At 71.8% G+C, this 20,185-nt stretch carries 19 protein-coding genes, 5 tRNA genes, 1 pseudogene and 1 riboswitch; of the genes and pseudogenes, 9 read left to right on the forward strand and 16 right to left on the reverse strand.

Annotated elements, in window-relative coordinates; all coding sequences use genetic code 11:
* The first annotated feature begins 77 nt into the window (after positions 1-77).
* From ACFU5O_RS30930 to ACFU5O_RS30945, 4 genes are all read left to right on the forward strand, one after another.
* Positions 78-1,586 (forward strand): MFS transporter, encoded by a 1,509-nt coding sequence (locus tag ACFU5O_RS30930; RefSeq protein ID WP_384245498.1) that lies wholly within the window; start codon positions 78-80, stop codon positions 1,584-1,586.
* Positions 1,587-1,740: 154 nt separating this feature from the next.
* Positions 1,741-2,985 carry an L-2-hydroxyglutarate oxidase gene (gene lhgO / locus ACFU5O_RS30935; protein ID WP_384245499.1) on the forward strand — a complete coding sequence of 415 codons (1,245 nt, stop codon included), beginning with the start codon at positions 1,741-1,743 and terminating at the stop codon, positions 2,983-2,985.
* A 188-nt stretch (positions 2,986-3,173) separates the two neighbouring features.
* Positions 3,174-3,995: a tRNA (guanosine(46)-N7)-methyltransferase TrmB gene (gene trmB, locus ACFU5O_RS30940; RefSeq protein WP_384245500.1), complete on the forward strand. Its 822-nt coding sequence runs from the start codon at positions 3,174-3,176 to the stop codon at positions 3,993-3,995.
* Between the two features lie 150 nt (positions 3,996-4,145).
* Positions 4,146-5,477, forward strand: a complete 1,332-nt coding sequence (locus ACFU5O_RS30945; RefSeq protein WP_384245501.1) for a PrsW family intramembrane metalloprotease — start codon at positions 4,146-4,148, stop codon at positions 5,475-5,477.
* A gap of 91 nt (positions 5,478-5,568) precedes the next feature.
* On the opposite strand, the gene ACFU5O_RS30950 is transcribed toward ACFU5O_RS30945, so the two are convergent.
* The 5 genes from ACFU5O_RS30950 to ACFU5O_RS30970 form a co-directional block, all read right to left on the reverse strand.
* Positions 5,569-6,621 carry a peptidoglycan DD-metalloendopeptidase family protein gene (locus tag ACFU5O_RS30950; RefSeq protein WP_384245502.1) on the reverse strand — a complete coding sequence of 351 codons (1,053 nt, stop codon included), beginning with the start codon at positions 6,619-6,621 and terminating at the stop codon, positions 5,569-5,571.
* Between the two features lie 11 nt (positions 6,622-6,632).
* Positions 6,633-6,768, reverse strand: a riboswitch (cyclic di-AMP (ydaO/yuaA leader).
* A gap of 314 nt (positions 6,769-7,082) precedes the next feature.
* On the reverse strand, positions 7,083-8,222 hold the full coding sequence (locus tag ACFU5O_RS30955; RefSeq protein ID WP_384245503.1) for a PP2C family protein-serine/threonine phosphatase: 1,140 nt from the start codon (positions 8,220-8,222) through the stop codon (positions 7,083-7,085).
* Positions 8,223-8,626: 404 nt separating this feature from the next.
* Positions 8,627-8,700: transfer RNA gene (locus tag ACFU5O_RS30960), tRNA-Met, on the reverse strand.
* 150 nt (positions 8,701-8,850) lie between these two features.
* Positions 8,851-9,051, reverse strand: coding sequence for a DUF5988 family protein (locus tag ACFU5O_RS30965; protein WP_384245505.1), 201 nt, complete (start codon positions 9,049-9,051; stop codon positions 8,851-8,853).
* An 89-nt stretch (positions 9,052-9,140) separates the two neighbouring features.
* Positions 9,141-9,629 (reverse strand): FBP domain-containing protein, encoded by a 489-nt coding sequence (locus ACFU5O_RS30970; protein WP_384245506.1) that lies wholly within the window; start codon positions 9,627-9,629, stop codon positions 9,141-9,143.
* Positions 9,630-9,892: 263 nt separating this feature from the next.
* Here ACFU5O_RS30970 and ACFU5O_RS30975 point away from each other — a divergent pair, with 263 nt between their 5' ends.
* Complete coding sequence (locus tag ACFU5O_RS30975; protein WP_384245508.1) at positions 9,893-10,084, forward strand: hypothetical protein; 192 nt, start codon at positions 9,893-9,895, stop codon at positions 10,082-10,084.
* A gap of 165 nt (positions 10,085-10,249) precedes the next feature.
* Here ACFU5O_RS30975 and ACFU5O_RS30980 read toward each other — a convergent pair.
* The 8 genes and pseudogenes from ACFU5O_RS30980 to ACFU5O_RS31015 all read right to left on the reverse strand — a co-directional run bounded on the left by ACFU5O_RS30980 (position 10,250) and on the right by ACFU5O_RS31015 (position 15,516).
* Positions 10,250-10,322, reverse strand: a tRNA-Lys gene (locus tag ACFU5O_RS30980).
* Positions 10,323-10,446: 124 nt separating this feature from the next.
* A complete protein-coding gene (locus ACFU5O_RS30985) occupies positions 10,447-10,650 on the reverse strand; it encodes a hypothetical protein (protein ID WP_384245634.1) in 204 nt (67 codons plus the stop codon).
* Positions 10,630-10,851: pseudogene (locus ACFU5O_RS30990) on the reverse strand (FG-GAP-like repeat-containing protein); the annotation flags it as partial. The pseudogene ACFU5O_RS30990 and the gene ACFU5O_RS30985, both read right to left, overlap by 21 nt.
* 48 nt (positions 10,852-10,899) lie before the next feature.
* On the reverse strand, positions 10,900-13,143 hold the full coding sequence (locus ACFU5O_RS30995; protein ID WP_384245509.1) for a DEAD/DEAH box helicase: 2,244 nt from the start codon (positions 13,141-13,143) through the stop codon (positions 10,900-10,902).
* 486 nt (positions 13,144-13,629) lie between these two features.
* On the reverse strand, positions 13,630-14,220 hold the full coding sequence (locus ACFU5O_RS31000) for a hypothetical protein (protein WP_384245510.1): 591 nt from the start codon (positions 14,218-14,220) through the stop codon (positions 13,630-13,632).
* Between the two features lie 98 nt (positions 14,221-14,318).
* Positions 14,319-14,681, reverse strand: coding sequence for a fluoride efflux transporter FluC (locus ACFU5O_RS31005; protein WP_384245511.1), 363 nt, complete (start codon positions 14,679-14,681; stop codon positions 14,319-14,321).
* Positions 14,678-15,169 carry a fluoride efflux transporter CrcB gene (gene crcB / locus ACFU5O_RS31010; RefSeq protein ID WP_384245512.1) on the reverse strand — a complete coding sequence of 164 codons (492 nt, stop codon included), beginning with the start codon at positions 15,167-15,169 and terminating at the stop codon, positions 14,678-14,680. Before crcB ends, ACFU5O_RS31005 begins: the two co-directional genes overlap by 4 nt.
* Positions 15,166-15,516 carry a metallopeptidase family protein gene (locus ACFU5O_RS31015; protein WP_384245513.1) on the reverse strand — a complete coding sequence of 117 codons (351 nt, stop codon included), beginning with the start codon at positions 15,514-15,516 and terminating at the stop codon, positions 15,166-15,168. The genes crcB and ACFU5O_RS31015 overlap by 4 nt, the downstream gene beginning before the upstream one ends.
* Before the next feature lie 74 nt (positions 15,517-15,590).
* Between ACFU5O_RS31015 and ACFU5O_RS31020 the strand changes: the two genes are divergently transcribed.
* The 4 genes from ACFU5O_RS31020 to ACFU5O_RS31035 all read left to right on the forward strand — a co-directional run bounded on the left by ACFU5O_RS31020 (position 15,591) and on the right by ACFU5O_RS31035 (position 17,742).
* Positions 15,591-17,177 carry a metallophosphoesterase gene (locus tag ACFU5O_RS31020; RefSeq protein WP_384245515.1) on the forward strand — a complete coding sequence of 529 codons (1,587 nt, stop codon included), beginning with the start codon at positions 15,591-15,593 and terminating at the stop codon, positions 17,175-17,177.
* Between the two features lie 275 nt (positions 17,178-17,452).
* Positions 17,453-17,525 (forward strand) — tRNA-Glu (locus ACFU5O_RS31025).
* Between the two features lie 46 nt (positions 17,526-17,571).
* A tRNA-Asp gene (locus ACFU5O_RS31030) sits at positions 17,572-17,646 on the forward strand.
* A gap of 22 nt (positions 17,647-17,668) precedes the next feature.
* Positions 17,669-17,742: transfer RNA gene (locus tag ACFU5O_RS31035), tRNA-Phe, on the forward strand.
* A gap of 176 nt (positions 17,743-17,918) precedes the next feature.
* Here ACFU5O_RS31035 and ACFU5O_RS31040 read toward each other — a convergent pair.
* From ACFU5O_RS31040 to ACFU5O_RS31050, 3 genes are all read right to left on the reverse strand, one after another.
* On the reverse strand, positions 17,919-18,338 hold the full coding sequence (locus ACFU5O_RS31040; protein WP_384245516.1) for a hypothetical protein: 420 nt from the start codon (positions 18,336-18,338) through the stop codon (positions 17,919-17,921).
* 157 nt (positions 18,339-18,495) lie between these two features.
* Positions 18,496-19,323, reverse strand: coding sequence for a cytochrome c biogenesis CcdA family protein (locus ACFU5O_RS31045; RefSeq protein WP_384245517.1), 828 nt, complete (start codon positions 19,321-19,323; stop codon positions 18,496-18,498).
* Positions 19,320-20,147: a DsbA family protein gene (locus ACFU5O_RS31050; protein ID WP_384245518.1), complete on the reverse strand. Its 828-nt coding sequence runs from the start codon at positions 20,145-20,147 to the stop codon at positions 19,320-19,322. Before ACFU5O_RS31050 ends, ACFU5O_RS31045 begins: the two co-directional genes overlap by 4 nt.
* Positions 20,148-20,185 lie beyond the last annotated feature (38 nt).

The raw sequence follows: 20,185 nt of genomic DNA on the forward strand, positions 1-20,185 counted from the left end.
CGGGGGAGAACACGGTACGAATGCCGCGCGCCTGCACCGGGCGCCCCGGCGGCCGTCTGTGTGTCGAGGGGTGGCGCATGTCCAGGGAGCTACGCGGGCCGAACGAAAAGCTCGGCACCGTTCTCGCCCTCGCGGGAATCAGCAACGCCGGCCTCGCCCGGCGGGTCAACGACCTCGGAGCGCAGCGCGGGCTGACCCTTCGGTACGACAAGACGTCGGTGGCCAGATGGGTGTCGAAGGGCATGGTGCCGCAGGGCGCCGCACCCCATCTGATCGCCGCGGCCATCGGGCAGAAGCTGGGCCGTCCGGTACCGCTGCACGAGATCGGGCTCGCGGACGCCGACCCGGCGCCGGAGGTCGGCCTCGCCTTCCCGCGCGACGTGGGCGAGGCGGTGAGGTCGGCCACCGAGCTGTACCGGCTGGATCTGGCCGGGCGACGGGCGGGCGGTGGCGGGATCTGGCAGTCACTCGCCGGTTCGTTCGCGGTGAGCGCCTACGCGACGCCCGCGTCCCGGTGGCTGATCACGCCCGCGGACCCTTCGGTGGCGCGCCATGTGGACCGGGCCGGTGAGGCGACGGCCGACGGTTCGGCGGAAGGCTCGGGGGAAGGCTCCGCGGACGCCGGTTGCGACGCGTCGGCGCCGGACGGCGCGCCCGATGAGGGACACGTCCGCGTCGGCCACACCGACGTGGCCAAACTGCGCGAAGCCGCGGAGGACGCCCGCCGCTGGGACTCCAAGTACGGCGGTGGGGACTGGCGTTCGTCGATGGTCCCCGAGTGTCTGCGCGTCGACGCGGCGCCGCTGCTCCTCGGGTCGTACTCGGACGAGGTCGGCCGGGCGCTGTTCGGGGCGACCGCGGAGCTGACCAGGCTTGCCGGCTGGATGGCGTTCGACACCGGCCAGCAGGAGGCGGCCCAGCGGTACTACATCCAGGCGCTGCGCCTCGCCCGCGCCGCCGCGGACGTCCCGCTCGGCGGGTACGTCCTGGCGTCGATGTCCCTGCAGGCGACGTACCGGGGTTTCGCCGACGAAGGGGTGGACCTGGCCCAGGCGGCCTTGGAGCGCAACCGCGGACTGGCCACCGCCCGCACGATGAGCTTCTTCCGGCTGGTGGAGGCGCGGGCGCATGCGAAGGCGAGCGACGCGGCGGCGGCCGGTGCGGCGCTGAAGGCCGCGGAGAGCTGGCTGGAGCGGGCGCGCGAGGGCGACGCCGACCCGTCGTGGCTGGGCTTCTACTCGTACGACCGGTTCGCGGCCGACGCCGCCGAGTGCTACCGCGACCTGAAGGCCCCGCGGCAGGTGCGGCGCTTCACGGAGCAGGCGCTGTCCCGGCCCACGGAGGAGTTCGTGCGCTCGCACGGGCTGCGTCTGGTGGTGAGTGCCGTGGCCGAACTCGAGTCGGGGAACCTCGACGCGGCGTGCGCCGCGGGCACACGGGCGGTGGAGGTCGCGGGCCGGATCTCGTCCGCGCGTACGACGGAGTACGTACGGGACCTGCTGCACCGGCTGGAGCCCTACGGCGACGAACCGCGCGTGGCGGAGCTGCGGGAGAGGGCACGACCGCTGCTGATGGCACCGGCGTGAGGCGCCTGCCGCCACGGAAACGTGTCGGACCTCTCCGACCTGGTTTAACTCCGCTGTCAGTGGGCCAGTGCATCATCGGGGGTGAGGCGCGCGGCACTGCCGCTTTCAGGTGCCGTGTCCCCCGGGAATGCACAACCGGGGCGGGAGGTGTGTGATGACCGCGGCATACGACTGCGATGTGCTGGTGATCGGTGGCGGGATCATCGGCCTGTCGACGGCGTATGCCCTGACGCGCGCGGCTCCCGGCACATCCGTGGTGGTGCTGGAGAAGGAGTCCGGCCCCGCCCGGCATCAGACGGGGCGTAACAGCGGAGTGATCCACAGCGGGATCTACTACCGGCCGGGGTCACTGAAGGCACGTTTCGCCGTGCGCGGTGCGGCGGAGATGGTCAAGTTCTGCGCCGAGTACGGAATCGCGCACGAGGTCACCGGCAAGCTGATCGTCGCCACCGGAAGCGAGGAGCTGCCGCGGCTGCACGCCTTGGTGCAGCGCGGCAGGGAGAACGGAATCCCGGTGCGGGAGCTTGGCCCCGCGCAGATAGCCGAGTACGAGCCGCTGGTCCGCGGGGTCGCGGCGATCCATGTCGGCACCACCGGGGTGTGCGACTTCGGCGCGGTTGCGGCCCAGCTCGCGGAAGTCGCCGGCGCTTCGGGTGCCGAGGTCCACTACGGCGAGAAGGTGCAGGCCATCGATCGGCGCCCGTGGGGCGTCGCGGTACGGACGTCCTCCGGGGGTCCCTCCGCCGAAGGCAGGGGGCGGATCGTCCGCGCGCGGATGCTGGTGAACACCGCGGGGCTGCACTGCGACGAGGTGGCGCGGCTGGCCGGCGACGAGCCGGGGATGCGGATCGTGCCCTTCCGGGGGGAGTACTACGAACTGGAGCGCCCCGAGCTGGTCCGCGGGCTGGTGTATCCGGTGCCGGATCCGGCGTTCCCTTTCCTCGGGGTCCATCTCACCCGGGGCATCGAGGGCGGCGTCCATGTCGGCCCGAACGCGGTACCGGCGCTCGCCCGGGAGGGATACGGCTGGTCCACGGTCCGCCCCCGTGAGCTGGCGGCGACGCTGAGCTGGCCGGGCTCCTGGCGGATAGCCCGCCGCCACTGGCGGTACGGCGCGGGCGAGCTGCACCGCTCCCTGTCGAAGCGGGCCTTCACGGAAGCGGTCCGCCGGCTGCTGCCGATGGTGACGGAGGACGACCTGCGGCCGGCCGCTGCGGGCGTGCGGGCGCAGGCGGTGCTGCGGGACGGCACCCTCGCGGACGACTTCCTCATCCAGGAGACGCACCGCACGGTCCACATCCTGAACGCCCCGTCCCCGGCGGCGACGGCCTCCCTTCCGATCGGCCGCGAAGTGGCCCGGCGGGCGCTCGCGCAGCTCGCGCAGCTCGCGAGGACGTAGGGCCGTAAGGACGTGCGGACGTGCGGATGTGCGGATGTGCGGATGTGCGGATGTGCGACGCAAGACCGTGGGAGTGCGTGGGAGGGCATGACACCGGGAGCAGCGCCGCCAGAGCCGAACCGCGGCTCGCGGAGCCGTGACGCGGGCCACCCGATCGCCGTACCCCGCCGCCGTACAATCAGGGCATTGTGTCTGAGTTCGAGAACGTCACCACCGAAGCTCCCCGGACCGCCGAGGACACCCGGACCGCCGGCGCCCGCGTCGTCGCCGCCCGGGCCAAGGGCGAGCCGCGGTTTCCCGGCGGGCCCGCCGCCGACCCGGCCGGGTCGCATCACGAGCGGCGCATCCGGAGCTTCCAGCCACGCCGCAGCCGGGTGACCGCCGGGCAGGGCGATGCCCTGCAGCGACTGTGGCCCGTATGGGGGCTGGACATCGACGGGCTGCGGACGCTCGATCTCGGCGAGATGTTCGACGGGCTGCCCGTCGTCCTGGAGATCGGCTTCGGCATGGGCGAGGCGACCGCGCAGATGGCAGCCGCGGACGCCGGCGCCGGCGTCCTCGCCGTCGACGTGCACACCCCGGGCCAGGGCAATCTGCTCGGGCTGGCGGAGCGCATGGGCCTGACCAACGTCCGCGTGGCCAACGGTGACGCGATCATCCTGCTGCGCGAGATGCTCGTCCCGGACGCGCTCGACGGGCTCCGGGTCTACTTCCCGGACCCCTGGCCCAAGAAGCGTCATCACAAGCGCCGGCTGATCCAGCCCGACTTCCTCACGCTCGCCGCGAGCCGGATGAAGCCGGGCGCGGTGCTGCACTGCGCGACCGACTGGGAGCCGTACGCCGAGCAGATGCTCGAAGTCCTCTCGGCTCACCCCGACTTCGAGAACACCCAGGAGGACGGCGGCTACACGCCCCGCCCCGCCTTCCGCCCGCTGACCCGGTTCGAGGGCCAGGGCCTCGACAAGGGTCATGTCGTCCACGACCTGCTGTTCCGCCGCAGGGCCCGGTAGCCCGCACCATCCCGGCCGCGAACCTCGTGGCAGCGCACCCGGGCAACCGCGCACCCCGACGGCCGCGCCCCCGTGGCCCGATGGCCTGGTACCTCCGGTAGCCCGGTGACAGCGTCGCGCGTTGTCGGTGCCCCTCGTTAGGGTCTTCGGATGTCCGACTGGTCCCCGCAGCCGCCTCCGGCGGCGCCCCACCCCGCCGTCCCGGTGTGCGACGAACAGCCGCGGTTCGACGCCGTACCGGACCGTGGGCGCTGGCGCTACAAGCCGCGCCGCGCCTTCCGGCACGGCAGGGCCCTGCGCGCCTGGACGGTGATCACCCTGCTCGCCCTCTCGGGACTGGTCATCCTGGCGCTGGTGCGTGAGCAGACCGGCACAGAGGGCCTGCTCGTGGGCCTCGGCCTCGCCCTGCTTCCCGTGCCCCTGCTGCTGGCGGCGTTCCGCTGGCTGGACCGCGTCGAACCCGGCCCCTGGCGCAACCTCGTCTTCGCCTTCGCCTGGGGTGCCTGCGCCGCCGCGCTCGTCGCCATCATCGCGAACTCGTTCGCGACCCAGTGGATAGCGACCGCGACGGCCGATCCGGCATCGGCGGACACGATCGGCGCCACGGTCATCGCACCGGTCGTCGAGGAGAGCGCCAAGGCAGCCGCCGTCCTCCTCATCTTCGTCTTCCGGCGCCAGGACTTCACCGGGATCGTCGACGGCGTCGTCGTGGCCGGCTTCACGGCCACCGGCTTCGCCTTCACCGAGAACATCCTCTATCTCGGCAGCGCGTTCGGGGAGGACCAGGAGTTCGGCCATTCCGGCCTCTCGTCCGTCACCGCAGCGACCTTCTTCGTGCGGATCGTCATGTCCCCGTTCGCGCATCCGCTGTTCACCGTGATGACGGGCATCGGCTTCGGCCTCGCTGCGGTCACCGCCCGGCGGCGGAGGCTGCGCAGGACGGTGCTGCCGCTGCTCGGCCTCGCGCTCGCGATGGGCATACACGCGCTGTGGAACGGCTCGGGGGTGTTCGGCCCCTGGGGCTTCTACGCGGTGTACGTGGCCGTCATGGTCCCGGCCTTCGGGCTGCTGACCTGGCTGGCGATCTGGAACCGGCAGCGAGAGCTGCGTACGGTCGCCACCCAGCTCCCCGCGTACGCGGCGGCCGGCTGGCTCTCCCCCACCGAACCGCTCGCCCTCTCCTCGATGCGGGCGCGCACCGTGGCCCGCGACACGGCCGGCCGCACCCACGGCCCTGCTGCTGCCCGTGCGGTCTCCGAGTACGAGGCCTTCGCGACCTCTCTTGCCTTCCTCCGCCACCGCGCCCACCGGGGCACGGCAGGACCGGACTTCGTGGCACGCGAGCAGGAGCTGCTGCACCACCTCTGGCAGCGCAAGCACGTCGCTTCGCCCGCGCTGGCACACGCGGCGAGGGCGACGGGCCGGGTGTGGGCGCCGCCGCCCTATCTGGACTACGGGGGGTACAACCCGTACCGGGGATAGCGGGCCCGGACCTGGACTCCCGGCCCGGACTCGCGGGGTCCGGAGCCGTACGCACGACCTGGTGCCGTGCGTACGACCGGGACACGAGGAATCAGACGGTGAGGCCCTTGCCCCGCAGCCACGCCGCCGGGTCCACCCCGGCACCGCCGGGCGTGTGCACCTCCAGGTGCAGATGCGGGCCGGTGACGTTACCGGTCGCGCCCACGCGCCCGATCGTCTCGCCCGTCGAGACCGACTGCCCCGCGCCGACGGTCATCGACGACAGGTGGCAGTACCAGACCTCGCTGCCGTCCTCGAGCTCCAGCACGATGCGGTATCCGTACGCTCCCGACCAGCCCGCGGACTTGACGGTCCCTCCGTGCACGGCCTTCGCGGGCGTACCGGTGGGGGCGGCGAAGTCGAGGCCGGTGTGGTAGCCGGAGGACCACATGGAGCCGGCCTCGCCGAACGTCGAGGTGAGCGTGTACGAGGACGTCGGCAGGGAGTAGCTCGCGGCGAGCTTGGCGAGCCGCTCGGCCTCCGCCTTGCGCTCCGCCTCCTCCTCGGCCTGCTGCTTCTCCTTCGCGGCCTTGGCCTCGGCCGCCGTCTGCTGCGCTCTCGCCTCGGCCGCGGCCTTCTCTGCGGCGGCCTTCTCGACGGCCGCCTTCGCCTCGTTGTCGGCCTCGGCCTGCTGCTGCTCGGCCTGCTGGAGGATCCGTGCGCGCAGCGCCTCGCCCGCACCGCCCTGCTGGGTGTCGGCGGCGGAGGCCGTGTCGGCCACGGACATCGCGGTGAGCGGGGCGTCGTTCCGGTTGCCGTCCTGCTCGTCGGAGTCGTCCGACATCAGGGAGCCCACGCCCGGCAGCGACTGGGCGTCCGGGAGGTTGTCCGTGATGGTGTCGGGCAGGGAGATGGAGACCGCCGGCTTGTCCTGCGCGGTGGCTATGCCTCCGGCGCCGACCGCGGCGATGACGCCGACTCCGAGAACGGTGGAGCTCCGGGCGAGTCCGTTGCGCTGCTTGACGACGCGGTGCCTGCCACGGACCGGGCGGACGGTCTCCTCGGTCGGGTTCCATTCCTCCGCCCCGGTGGCCGGGGCCCACTCTGCGGTAGGGACCCACTCGGTGGTGGGGGGTTCTTGGAGGGCAGGCTCGTTGGACGCCACGGAGGCGTTCTCCTTTCCTTCCTTCTCGCCTACCGGGTTAGCTGACGGGTTCGGAGCAGGAAGGTCTCCTACGAGCACCACGAAGTGCCCGATTCACCCCAATTGGTGGTTCCCCGGTTCCCTTGCGGGATTCGGCGCATGCGCACGGTGCCGTCTCTTGCGACGGCTGGGACGACCGCGCTGCGTTATCGAACGTTAATAGACGCGGGGGCCGTATTCCAAGCTGTTCTGGCTGATCATTAACGGTTCCATGGCAGGACTTAACAGTCAGAAATGGAAGGAATCGGGCGAGTTGACGCCTACTCACAGGACACCCCTGCCCTGACGGTGCGTCATATGTTATGCGGAGGGCTGCCTTTCAATTACGTTCCGTCGCAATGCCGAGCTCCGGGGCATCGTCACCTCCCTCGTACGGCTGCGCACGCCTTCGTGGGGCAACGCCCGGCCTCGTGCGGCGACCCTCAGGGGACCACCGGCATCGTGCGGCGCCGCTGCGGCTGCCGCGCCCCGGGCCGGCTGACCGCGAGCAGCGCCATGTCGTCCGTCGCCGCGCCGCCCGTATGCCGTCGCACATCCTCGACGAGCGCGTCCAGCAGCTCCTCCGGGCCGGGAAAGATCCGGCCGTCCAGCCTTGCGCGCGGATCGTAGAAGGCTCCGTGCGTGTCGCGCGCTTCGGTCACGCCGTCCGTGTAGAGCAGCAGTGTCGCCCCGGACGGGAACGGCACGTCGTCCGCGTGATCCGGCCAGTGACCCAGATCGCCCATGCCGAGCGGCAGCGCGTTCCGGCTCGGATCCAGCGTGTCGAGGCCCCCGTCGGCGTACAGCACGAGGGGCGAAGGATGGCCGCGGTTGACCACCCGCACATGTCCCTCCCCGTGCGGGATCTCGGCGAGCACGGCGGTGGTGAACCCCTCGACCGCGTCGAGCCCGGAACGGCGCGTGTCCCGCGCGAGCGCACGCTCCAGGCGCCGCGCGACCCGCTCCAGCGAGGTTTCCTGCTCCGCCGCCTCCCGGAACGCCCCGAGCAGCACCGCCACCGTCTCGACCGCGCCCAGCCCCTTCCCCCGTACGTCCCCGACCACCAGCCTCACGCCGTGCGGGGTGTCCTCCACCGCGAACAGGTCCCCTCCGATGAACGCGTCCTCCTGCGCCGCCTCGTACCGGGCGGCGATGTGCAGCCCACCGATGCGCTCGTCGGGCGTGGGCAGCACGGCCCGCTGGGCGGCCTCCGCGATGACACGCGCGGAGGCGAGGCGCTCGCCGCTGCGGCGCAGAACGCTGTTGATGTAGAGGGCGAGGCCGGAGACCGTGAGCACGGTCAGCACCTCGGTCGTCGCCGGCACCTGCCCCAGGGTGCCGTTGTAGACATGCAGGCCGATCACGAGGGCGACACTGGCGACCGCGCTGAGCAGAGTGCCGCGCCAGGAGAAGAACGGGGCCGCCAGCAGCGGTGCGGCGGCGAAGAACGGCGAAGCCCGGTAGGCCTCCGGGGTGACCAGATCGAAGACCACGCCGATGACCATCACCAGCCAGGGCAGCAGCAGGGCCAGCCGACGGCCGCCGTTGCGCCGTGGCCCGTCGTCGCCTTCTTTCTGCGCCACCAGTGGTCTCCTGCCCGGTCCACACGGCTGCGGACGGTACCCGTCCCCACCCAGGCTGGCCGGAGCCGCGCCGCGCGGCGAGTCGCCGTCGGCCAACCGGGCTATCCACGAGCGTACGTCCGGCGGCGCGGGGCCGCGGTTCACCAGGGGCCCTCCTGGCGACCGCGCCACGGGACGGCAGGTACGGCCGGCAGGTACGGGCCAGCAGGTACGGCCGGCGCGCCCAGGGACGGCGAAGGCGCCCGCGAGGCGCGGCAGGTACGGACCGGCGAGCACGGCAGTTACGGACCGGCGGGTACGTAAAGGTCCAAGGGGGACGTGCCATCCGCCTCCGGAACGGGGCCGGGGCACACGAAAAGCGCCGAGGGCCCGGATCCTGATGGATCCGGGCCCTCGGCGTTCAGTAGCGGGGACAGGATTTGAACCTGCGACCTCTGGGTTATGAGCCCAGCGAGCTACCGAGCTGCTCCACCCCGCGTCGGTGAACACAACCTTACGCCATCGGAAGCAAGATCCACTCCAATTCACGGCTCGGGCGACGTGACGCTCGTCGCTCATGCCTTCGGGCACGCCGACACGGGTCGCGCGCCCTCCACCGGACGCCCGGCCCGAGCCCGCTCGTGGCGGCCTACTCGGCGACCTCTGTGCGCTCCCACCACTCGTACACGGGCAGCCGCCCCTCCGGGCTGTCCTCATGGCGCGACGTGACCTTGAAGTGCTCGTATCCGCCGCGGTGCGGAATCTTCAGCTCCTGTCCGGGAGGAGTGATCGGCACGATCCGCCCCGCAAGATCGTCCGGCCCGCCATGCAGGAGTGCCTTGCTAGTCATACCTCCAGTGTCCCCACCCCGGGAACGGCCCCGCACCTTGTGCGGGACGCGCCAGGTCGGGCGGAGCGGCCCTGGCCGGGCCGAGCAGGTCAGAGCCGGTCGAGGAAAGCGAACAGATTGGCTCTCGTACGCCCGATCTGCTCCTCCACCGTGAGGGACTCCTGGAAGCGCCCGCCGGGCACCGGCACCTTGATGCCTCGTACATAGAGGGAACAGTCCAGGTCGGCGCACATGTATATGCCGACCGAGTTGCCCTCGCGGCCCGCCGGGCCGGTCCTGCGGGCCGTCATGAGCGAGACGCCGTCGGAGGGGTGGGTGGTCAGGCAGAGGGAACACATGCTGCGGTGCAGATTTCCGCGCTGCCGGGACGGGAAGCGCAGCGACACACCGACGAGCCGGCCGTCCCGCTCCGCGACCAGATAGCTCCGGTCGGGCGCCCCGGGGTCGTTCCACCCGAGGAAATCCAGGTGCTCCCAGGGCCTCTCGGCAAGATCGCGCGGTACGGCCAGGCGCTTGGCCTCCCCCTTCGAACAGTTGACGAACGATGCCCGGATGTCCTGTTCGGTCCATGCCTTCATGTCAGCGACGCTACTGCTGCCTATATCTACTAGGCAAGCGACTAATTGCCCTAGGCAAAGCTCATCCGCGACCCCGGCGGGCACCGACCCCGGCGGGCACCGGTCGACACCGGTCGTCACCCGTGCGCCGGTGACGCGCGGTACCTCCCCGGGTCTCGGCGACCTCGGGACGACCGGGAGCGTCGGAGCCGCCCGCGGGCCTCGCTACGGCACCGGCCGCAGGCCCTGGTGACACCCAACCGGCCTGCCACCATGATTGGTTCATGCCACCGCACTGGATAACGTTCGTGCCCGAGAAATCCAATGGCGACGTGACCCTCGGCGATCTTCAGGACTTCGTCAGGCGAGCCGTTGACGCCGGTGTGCCGCTCACGCAGTCGATCGCGACCGAGCCGGAGAAGCTCAACAAACCGCTGAAGTGGGTCGGGGTCGTTGATCCCCTGAAGAAGTCGTGACCGCCGGCACTCAACTCGTACGAGCGCGGCCACCGCTGAGCACGGAGCACGGCTGGAGCAGGGCCGGTCCGCCACGGCCGGGCATCTGCCGGGCGGGTGCCCGGCACCTCCGCCCGGCCAAGAGCGGTGCCCGGTCGGAAGTCTCTCCGACCGGGCACTGAGCGGTAGGCCGTGTGGGACTCGAACCCACAACCAACGGATTAAAAGTCCGCTGCTCTGCCAATTGAGCTAACGGCCCTCGGCACAACACCCCTGAGCATAGCCGGACCGGACCGGGACGCCGATCGGGTATTGGGGGTGTGCCCCCGGCGAGGGCGCCGGGGGCACATCTGTGCGGACGCCGAAGGGCATCCCGGTGAGCGTCAGAAGACGCTCCTGCACGTCTGTCGGCCGCCGCCGGGCAGCTCGGAGTGTCCGGGGTGGTCAGCCGATGCTGACGTAGTGCTTCCCCTGCTCGTGGCGAGCTGCTTGCGGACCGGGAACGCTCCCTTGTTGTCCGGGTCGTAGAGGTGGGCCGCACCCGACGGCGTGCGCACGACGAAGTCCTGGCGGCCGTCGGCGTCCATGTCACCGCTCGCGACGAGCGCGTTGAAGGCGTTCCGGCCCGAACTGACCTTGGTTCGGGGCGAGAAGCCGCCCTCGCCGTCGATGCCGCGGTGGAGCCGGAGAACGCCGGAGCCGTCGCGGGTCAGGATGTCGCCGTGTCCGTCGCCGTCGGCGTCGCCCAGCTGCGGGAGACGGCCGTACTCGTCTTTGCAACAGGACAGGGCCCGTACCTCACCAGGAGATACGGGCCCTGCTCAGTGGATCACGCGTCAGCCGTTGCGCTTCCAGCGCGGCTTGTCGTCGCGGCGGCCGCCGCCGAACGAACCGGAGCCGGAGCCCGAGCCCGAGCCGCGGTGGTCGTCACGGCGGCCGTACGGGCGGTCGTGGCCGGCCGAGCGGAAGCCGCCGCCCGAGGGGCGGTCGTCGCGGCGGTCGCGGTTGAACGGACGGTCGCTGCCGCCACGGTGCTCGCGACGCTCGAAGCCGCGGTCGTTGTCACGGCGCTGGAAGCCGCCCGAGGGGCGCTCGTCGCGGCCGTCACGGTTGAAGGGACGGTCGTTGTCGCGACGCTCGAAGGAACGGCCACCACGGTCGTCACGACGGTCGTTGTCCCGGCGGAAACCACCGGACGGACGGTCGTTGTCACGGCGGTCGTCACGACGGTCGTTGTCGCGGCGGAAACCACCCGAGGGGCGGTCGTCGCGACGGAAGCCGCCACGGTCGCCGTCACGGCGGTCGTTGTCCCGGCGGAAGCCGCCCGAGGGACGGTCGTTGTCCCGGCGGAAGCCACCGGACGGACGGTCGTTGTCCCGACGGAAGCCGCCCGAGGGACGGTCGTTGTCCCGGCGGAAGCCACCGGACGGACGGTCGTTGTCACGACGGTCGTCACGACGGAAACCACCACGGTCTCCACCGCGGTCGCGGCGATCGTAGTTGCCCCGCTCGTCACGGTGCGACGGGCGCTCCTCGCGGGTCTCGCGTACCGGCTCCGTCGCGACGGCAACCGCAGCCACGACCTCGGCCTCGGCCGCCTCCGTCACCTCGGCGACGGCCACCTCCGGGTCCTCGCCCCGCTCGCGCGCGGCACGCGCGACCAGGCGGTCGGCCTCCTCGCGGAGCTCGACGGCGCGGCGCTGCACCCGCTCCAGCTCCTTGGTGAGCTGGGCGACCTCGCGCTCGGCCTGCTTGGCGGCGTTGTTCGCGGAGTCGGCCTGGACCTCGGTCAGCGAACGGGCGCCGGTGATCTCGGCGACCTCCGGGTCGAAGGCGCCGGCACCGCCGACGATGTGGCGCGAGGCGTCGACGCCCGCGTCCTCCATCAGGCGGAAGATCTGGCGGCGCTGGTGCGGAAGCGCCAGCGAGACGACCGTGCCGGACTGGCCCGCGCGGGCGGTACGGCCGGAACGGTGCAGATAGTCCTTGTGGTCACCGGCCGGGTCCACGTTCAGGACGAGGTCGATGCCGTCGACGTGGATACCGCGGGCGGCGACGTCGGTCGCGACGAGCGCGTTGACGTAGCCGTCCTTGAAGTCGGCGAGGACGCGGGTACGGGCGCCCTGCGTCATGCCGCCGTGCAGCGCGTCCGCCTTCACGCCCGCATCGAGGAGCTGCTCGGCGATACGGTCGGCACCCAGCTGCGTACGCACGAAGATGATCGTGCGGCCCTTGCGCGCGGCGATCGCGGCCGTGACCGGCGCCTTGTCCTTCGGCTTCACGACGAGGACGTGGTGCGTCATGGTCGTGACGTTGCCCTGGGCGCTGTCGACCTCGTGGCTGACCGGGTTGTTCAGGTAGCGCTTGACCAGGGTGCCGATCTCGTTCTCCATGGTGGCGGAGAAGAGCATGCGCTGGCCGCCCTCCGGCACCTGGTCGAGCAGCTCGGTGACCTCGGGCAGGAAGCCCAGGTCGGACATCTGGTCGGCCTCGTCGAGGACCGAGACCTGGACGTTCTCGAGGGAGCAGGCGCCGCGGTTGATGATGTCGCGCAGTCGGCCCGGGGTGGCGACGAGGATGTCGACGCCGCGCTCCAGGGCGTAGATCTGATTGCCCATCGACGTACCGCCGCAGACGACCTTGATCTTCAGGCCGAGGACGTCGCCGTACGGCTGAAGCGCGTCCGCGACCTGCATCGCGAGCTCACGGGTCGGGGTGAGGATGACGGCGCGGGGCTTCTTCTTCTCGGTGTGGCCGCCGGCCAGCGTGGCCAGGGTCGGCAGACCGAAGGACAGGGTCTTGCCGGAGCCGGTACGGCCACGGCCCAGGATGTCCTTGCCGGCCAGGGCGTCCGGGATGGTCGCGGCCTGGATCGGGAACGGGACGGTGACACCGTTCTGGGCGAGCTTGCGGACGACGCCCTCGGGGAGACCGAGGTCGTCGAAGGTCACCTCGGGGGCCGCGGGGGCCTCGGCCTCGATGGCCTCGGGCGCGGTCGTGTCGGCCGTGTCGGCCTCGACAGCGTCGACGATCTCGTCGTTCTCGGGCAGGACGGCACGGTCAGAACTGGAAATGGACATGCGAAATGCGAAACCTTCCGGAGTCTCGGCACGCGCCCAAACTCCGTGAATTCGCAATTCGACCGCCTCAATGCGGTCAGCCACGGCTAGGGAGAGTACGCGCCACGCGGCGCGCTTCTGTGTCGGCGCCGGGCAATGGGATCAAACGATCTACCACCATACGCACCCTCCCCCGCCGAACGCAAACCACGCACCTGCGGCGCTCGTCACATCGGCCCCTTGCCTCCTGTGCGGGCGTGCTCGGGCCCGTCGCGCCGGGCCTTCGCCCGTACGCCCGGCCCGCTGCCCGGCGCCGCCGGACACGTCGCTCGGGACGGGCACCGGACCCATCACACCCGCACCGCGACGACCGACCGCACCGCGATGACCTACAGCACCGCACCGCCGACCTACCGCACCGCACCGCACCGCCGACCGAAACCGTGACGACCGAGCACACCGCGACGATCGAGCACACCGCGACGACCGTCCCCTCGTCCGAGCCGCCTATTCGGGGCTCATCTGAGGGGACGCCGTCGGCTCCGACCACGGCATCGCGTCGTCGTCGGCCGCCTGGATCGCACCCATCTGCGTCTCGGCCGCCGGCGAAGCGGTCGGCGGTTCGGTCGGCTCCTCCGTCGGTTCCGGTTCCGGGTCCGGCGGAGGCGGCTCCGCGGGCGGGGTCGGCTCGCCGGGCGGAGCCGTGGGCTCCGCGGGGGCGGTCGGCCCGCCCGGCGGGGGTGTGGGCCGCGGCGGAGCGGGCTTCACACCGTCCCCGCCACCGCTCGGCGGGCGCGAGGACGGTGCCGCGGAAGCGCTCGGGCTCGCCCCCGGCGAGGCCGCCTTGCCGTCGCCCCTGCCCGCGGCCCCGCCGGACCGCGCGGCACCGCCCATGCCCGTACGGCCCGTTCCGTCGGCACCGCCTGGCGCGCCACCCGCGCCGTCCGGTTCCGCCGCGGCACCCCGCGGCTGCGGGGACTTCGAGGACACCGGCGCATCGGCGTCGTCACCCACGCTTATGCACCCGGCGGAAGCCGCGACCGCCAGGGCGGTGGCGATCCATACGGCACAACGGCCGGGAGCGGACAACTGGCGCACGGGCGGCACCTCCGGGACACGGGACAGGGGACGCGGTCCCCCTGCCCAACTCCCTTTGCCCCACGAGGGACACGCCTGGACACGCTCCCATGCGGCCCCTACCGCTCCAGCCCGCCGGCCAGATCGGCTCCCAGCAGCACCGCGCCCAGCCCGACCAGCAGCGACGCGGCCACGTTCGCCGCCGCCAGGAAACCCCGGCCGCGCTCGGCCAGCCGCAGTGTCTCGTAGGAGAACGTCGAATACGTCGTGAGCGCCCCGCACAACCCGACGCCGAGGAGCGCATACGTCCCGGAGCCGACCGAGGCCCCCGCGAGGACGCCGAGGAGCAGGCTCCCGGCCGCGTTCACGACGAGCGTCCCCCAGGGGAAGACCGAGTCGTGCCGCGTCTGCACCGCACGGTCCGTCAGATAGCGCAACGGAGCCCCGGCTGCCGCGCCGACGACAACCAGCAGCCAGTTCACGGTGGCCCCACCGCCTGCCGCGTCACCGTCGCACCCAGCCACACCGCGCAGAGCGCCCCGGCCACGGTCGCGGCCGCGTACGTGACGGCCTCACCGGACTGGTGACGCTCCAACAACTCCGCGACATCGAGGGCGTACGCGGAGAAGGTGGTGAACCCGCCCAGCACCCCGACGCCCAGGAACGGCCGTACGAGCGGACGGGTGACCGTTCGACGCTCGCTGACCAGCACCATCAGGACCCCGATCAGCAGGCAGCCGACCATGTTCACGGTGAACGTGCCCCAGTGGGACGGCCAGGCCCGCGACACCGCGTACCGGGCGCAGGCTCCGATCACTCCTCCCGCCGAAATCGCCGCGAGGACCTTCCACTTCCGGCCGCCCTCGGTCTCCGCGCGCTGCCCGGGCACGTGCAGGTCGATGTCCGGGTCGATGGCCTCGCCCGGACGCGGACCCGGACGCGGACCCGGACCGGGGCGGTGCCGGCTCATCCGTACCCCAGCGCGTGCAGCCGTTCGTCGTCGATCCCGAAGTGGTGGGCGATCTCATGGACCACCGTGATCTCGGTCTCTGCGACCACGTCCTCCCGCGACTCGCACATCCTCAGCGTCGGCCCCCGGTAGATGGTGATCCGGTCCGGCAGCACGCCGGCGTACCACTCACCGCGGTCGGTCAGCGGAGTCCCCTCGTAGAGCCCGAGCAGCTCCGGGTCGTCGGCGGGCGGTTCGTCCTCGACGAACACCGCGACGTTGTCCATCAGCCGCGTCAGCTCGGGCGGGATCCTGTCCAGCGCCTCGGCGACCAGTTCCTCGAACTCCTCGCGCGTCATCTCCAGCACCTGGCCATTGTCACGCAGTGGGCCGACCGGAGCGGTACGGCATACCAGCCCCCGTGCCTGGGCATACGGGACCAATGGCCCGCGCTCATGAACAGCTCCGTGCCACCCTGAACCGTCTGCGACACCACTGGCGCCCACACCGCACAGCCGCACACCGCACAGCCACTGCCGGGACGCGCGTCCGCGCCCGGTCCGCCATCGCCCTGACCGGGAACGCGCGGCGGCCCCTCGAACGGGCGCTCGGCCTCGTCACCGTCGTCCTGGTGGGCGCCTGGCTGGGACTGCTGATCGTCGGCAGCGTCCGTACCCCCGTGGGACCGATGGACACCAGCATGACCCTCCGTCCCTCCCTCTCCGGCGGTACGAAGATCAACGTCTCGCCGCTCGGCGCACTGGAGCTGGACTCGCACGTGGCGCCCATCCGGCTCGACGTCGATGTCGAGCAGCTCGACCCCGCCCGTTCCCAGGCACTCGTCGAGCATCCCGAACGCCTCTCCGGACTCCAGGAGGAGGTCACCCGGGACGTCACGGAGGGCACCCGCGATCTTGCGTGGCGCTCCTGCGTCGCCGTCGTCTCCGGTGCCACGGCCCTCGGCCTCGCGGTCTACCGCCGCCCGCGCCGGGCCCTGGCCGCGGGTGGCCTCGCCCTCGCACTCCTCACGGCCTCCGGCATCAGCGCGTACGCCACCTGGAACCCGAAGTCCGTCCTGGAACCGAAGTTCTCCGGGCTTCTGTCCTCGGCCCCGTCCGTCGTCGGCAACGCCCGCTCGATCGTCACCGAATTCGACGTTTACCAGAAGGAGTTGGCGCGCCTCGTCACCAACGTCACCAAGCTGTACGACGCGACCTCCACGCTCCCCGTCTACCAGCCCGACCCGGGGACGATCCGCGTTCTGCACGTGTCCGACGTCCATCTCAACCCGGCCGCGTGGCACATCATCGGCTCGCTCGTGGAGCAGTACCGGATCGATCTCATCGTCGACTCCGGCGACACCATGGACCACGGAACCCCCGCCGAGAACACCTTCCTCGACCCGATCCCCGATCTCGGCGCGCCCTACGTCTGGGTCCGGGGCAATCACGACTCGCTCGCCACGCAGAACTACCTCAAGCGCCTCAAGAACGTTCACGTCCTCGACGAGGGCCGTGCGGTCACGGTCGGCGGCCTGCGGGTGGCGGGGACGGGCGATCCCCAGTTCACGCCCGACCGCTCGGTCAGGGCGCCGGGCGACCCGGCCGAACGGATGGCCGGCATCCGTCTCGCCTCCGCGCTCCGCGACCAGCAGCGCGCGGGCACGCCCGTCGACATCGCGATCGCCCACAACCCCGTCGCCGCCCGTGAGACCGACGGCGAGGTCCCGCTCGTGCTGGCAGGCCATGTGCACCACCGCGCGACCGAACTGCTCCCTCTCGGCACCCGCCTCAAGATCGAGGGGTCCACGGGCGGCGGCGGTCTGCGCGCGGTCCAGAACGACAAACCCGAGAAGGTCCGCGCCTCCGTCCTCTACCTGGACCGGGACACCCGCCGCCTGCAGGCCTGGGACGAGATCACGCTGGGCGGTCTGGGCCTGACGACGGCGGAGGTCGGCCGCCACCTGGCCACGGACCCCACTGCCGGGACACCGCCGTCCCGGTCGCCGTCCACGCGACCGTCCGGGTGAGCGCCACACTGATCCGGGGTGGGCCCGGACACCGGCCGCGGTCGCGGGTTCGCGGGTTCGCCGGTCGCACCCCCGACCCGGCCGCGCTGTTCCTGGGGCCCACCCTTGGCCACGCCACGCCGCGCTGCTCCGGGCCGGGCCCGCACGGACCCGTCGGCCGAGCCCCTCCGACGGCCGCCCCCGGGCCCCGGGAAACCGTTTTGGCGATAGCTCCCCGCATCCCATATGCTTCTCACGTCCCCGACGCGCTGCGAAGCGCCCAGGCGGGCCTCTTAGCCCTCATCGTCTAGTGGCCCAGGACGCCGCCCTTTCAAGGCGGTAGCACGGGTTCGAATCCCGTTGGGGGCACGCACAACCGTGTGCGAGACTAAGTCTCGCGCAATGCACCATCCCTGGTCCTGTGGAGCAGTTTGGAGTGCTCGCCACCCTGTCAAGGTGGAGGCCGCGGGTTCAAATCCCGTCAGGACCGCTGCAGCTCGCGAGAGCTGCGTGGCTGGGTAGCTCAGTTGGTACGAGCGTCCGCCTGAAAAGCGGAAGGTCGCCGGTTCGACCCCGGCCCCAGCCACAACCGCCCGCCAGGGCAGAAACCCCCGTCGATATCGGCGGGGGTTTCGCGTTGTCGTACCGACGGCAGTACGGCGGCGTGGGCTCGCTCGAGCCCCTCCGCCGCGCCCCTTCTGCCGCACCCCCTCTGCGGCACCCCGGGAACTGCCGAAGGCGAGCCCGCCGCCCGGCCGGCCGTCAGAGCTCGGTCATCGTCAGATCCTGGACGAGCCGCCAGCCGTCTCCCGCCGCCGGCTCGAAGAGAAAGACATGGGTTCCCACCTTCGGGACGGTCGCTTCCGGGTTCTTGCCGGAGGGATCAGTCGCGTACGGCGTGGTGGACTCGTTCACCCGGATCTTGGCCCGGTCGCCCTGCATCTCGACCTCGAAGACCGCAGCATCGGCGACGGCCTTGTCCCACACCTTGCCCGGCGGCGCCGCGTACGTCCGCCACTCAGCCGTGGCGAGGTCGGCGTCGGCCTGGAGGACCTTCTGAGCCGCCCGCTCGAGCGACTCCCGTTCCGCCGCTTCGAGTCTGTCCTGGATCGCCGACGTGGCCGGTACGGCGGCCAGCAGTGCCGCCGCCACGGCCGGAACCAGCTTGTTCTTCCTGTGCATGGTGCCCCACCCCGAGCTGCGTGATCTTCCCGGAGAGCAGCGGAGAACGCCAGGTCAGACCATGGTTGGCGGGCACCGGGGGAGTTCGGTCCGCCCGATACCGCCGGCCGGGGTCCCGTCCCGCGGGGACGGGACCCTCCTGTGTGGACGGACGTCATCAGGCCCCTTCGCGGCCCCGCCACCCCCGTACCGCGAGAACGATGGCGGCGATCGCGATCACCAGGGTGAGCAGCATCCAGTCCGGAACAGCCCGGCCCACGGACGACGCCCACTGTTCCGCCGCGAAGGAGTCGTCGACCGACATCAGGCCGGGCAGGGCCGTCGCACCGTCGAAGGTGAGGAAGAGCGCGCCCAGAACGATGAAGAACAGCCCCGAAAGGGCGGACGTCGTGTGGAGCGTGAAGCGTCCATTGACGCGGATCGTCCGGCCGCGCAGCCATGTCCGCCCGCCCAGGCCGTAGCGCTCCCAGAGCAGGGCGATGACGAAGAGCGGGGCCGCCATGCCGAGGGCGTAGACGGCGAGGAGCAGACCGCCGTAGGCGGGACTGCCGCTGAGCGCGGCGACCGTGAGCACACTGCCGAGGATCGGGCCCGCGCAGAAGCCGGCCAGGCCGTAGACCATGCCGAGGGCGTGCACGGACACCGCTGTGGTGGGCCGGATACGGCCACTGACCTCGGTGAGCCGGCGGAAGGCGAAGCCCCTCCTGAGGATCTGGGCCACGCCGAGCGCGATGATCAGCCAGCCCCCTGCGGTCACCAGCAGGTCGCGGTGGCCGTGGAACAGCCGCCCGGCGAGGGAGCCCGCGGCGCCCAGCGGCACCAGGGTCGTCACAAGGCCCGCGTAGAAGATGCCGGTGCGGGCCACGAGCTTGGTCGTGGTGCCGATCGAGTACGCGAAGAACGCCGGGAGCAGCAGCGCGCTGCACGGGCTGAGCAGGGCGAGGAGGCCGCCGAGGAAAGCGGCCAGGTATCCGATGCCGGTCACTTGCCTCCCGCCGCCTTCCCGCCGGCGCCCTTCCGCGCGTCCTTCAGGGCGGCCTCGATCGCGTCCGTGAAGGTCCCCGGGGACTGCGCGCCCGCGATGGGGCGTCCGTTCACCAGGAACGACGGCGTGGAGGTCGCGCCGAGTCCGTACCCCTCCTCCTGGTCCTTCGCCACCGCCTGCCGAGCAGCGTCGCTCCCGGTGTCACGCGTGAAGCGGTCCAGGTCCTTCAGCCCCGCCTGCTCGGCGAGTTCCTTGAGCCGCTGCTCGCCGAAGCCCTTCTCCTTCGCGTCCTCGGCATAGGCGGCCTCGTGGAACTGCCGGAAGCGGCCCTGCTGCCCTGCGGCCCATGCCGCACGTGCCGCGGTCTCCGACTCCTCGCCGAAGATCGGGAAGTTGCGCCATTCGATGCGCAGAAGGCCTGTGTCGACGTACCTCTTCACGAGGGCGGGTTCGGTGTCGCGCGCGAACTTTCCGCAATAGCCGCACTTGAAGTCGGCGTACTCGACCATCACGACGGGCGCGTCCGCGCGGCCCACGGCGAGGGGGTCCTTGGCGTCGCGCCGGGCGAGCTTCTCCAACTCGGGGTAGACACCGGCGCGGGGGTCCCCGGAAGCTTCGGCGACCGTGCCGCGGCCGGACGCCGTGGGCTCGGCGGGCTTCGTCGCGGTGTACGAGACGACGCCGAGGAGCACGGCCACGGCGGCGACGGCGGCGCCGAGCACGAACGGCTTGCCGGAATTGCCGGAGCTGCCGGAGCTGCCCGGCCGGCCGGGGTTGGCGGACTTGCCTGGCCGGGTGGACCTGCGGGGCGGGAAAGAGGGCATGACTGGTCTGACTCTCCTGGACGTAAAGGGACGGAACG

This window comes from Streptomyces sp. NPDC057445 (assembly GCF_042802855.1).
Lineage (GTDB): Bacteria > Actinomycetota > Actinomycetes > Streptomycetales > Streptomycetaceae > Streptomyces.

What these genes read in the sequence shown, in the direction of transcription:
- ACFU5O_RS31040 (WP_384245516.1), bottom strand. Translation starts at nt 18,338, where the DNA reads ATGCACAGGAAGAACAAGCTGGTTCCGGCCGTGGCGGCGGCACTGCTG.
- ACFU5O_RS30975 (WP_384245508.1), top strand. Translation starts at nt 9,893, where the DNA reads ATGCCACCGCACTGGATAACGTTCGTGCCCGAGAAATCCAATGGCGAC.
- ACFU5O_RS31020 (WP_384245515.1), top strand. Translation starts at nt 15,591, where the DNA reads ATGGCCCGCGCTCATGAACAGCTCCGTGCCACCCTGAACCGTCTGCGA.
- ACFU5O_RS30930 (WP_384245498.1), top strand. Translation starts at nt 78, where the DNA reads ATGTCCAGGGAGCTACGCGGGCCGAACGAAAAGCTCGGCACCGTTCTC.
- ACFU5O_RS30970 (WP_384245506.1), bottom strand. Translation starts at nt 9,629, where the DNA reads ATGAAGGCATGGACCGAACAGGACATCCGGGCATCGTTCGTCAACTGT.
- ACFU5O_RS30985 (WP_384245634.1), bottom strand. Translation starts at nt 10,650, where the DNA reads ATGGACGCCGACGGCCGCCAGGACTTCGTCGTGCGCACGCCGTCGGGT.
- ACFU5O_RS30995 (WP_384245509.1), bottom strand. Translation starts at nt 13,143, where the DNA reads ATGTCCATTTCCAGTTCTGACCGTGCCGTCCTGCCCGAGAACGACGAG.
- lhgO (WP_384245499.1), top strand. Translation starts at nt 1,741, where the DNA reads ATGACCGCGGCATACGACTGCGATGTGCTGGTGATCGGTGGCGGGATC.
- crcB (WP_384245512.1), bottom strand. Translation starts at nt 15,169, where the DNA reads ATGAGCCGGCACCGCCCCGGTCCGGGTCCGCGTCCGGGTCCGCGTCCG.
- ACFU5O_RS31050 (WP_384245518.1), bottom strand. Translation starts at nt 20,147, where the DNA reads ATGCCCTCTTTCCCGCCCCGCAGGTCCACCCGGCCAGGCAAGTCCGCC.
- ACFU5O_RS30945 (WP_384245501.1), top strand. Translation starts at nt 4,146, where the DNA reads ATGTCCGACTGGTCCCCGCAGCCGCCTCCGGCGGCGCCCCACCCCGCC.
- ACFU5O_RS30965 (WP_384245505.1), bottom strand. Translation starts at nt 9,051, where the DNA reads ATGACTAGCAAGGCACTCCTGCATGGCGGGCCGGACGATCTTGCGGGG.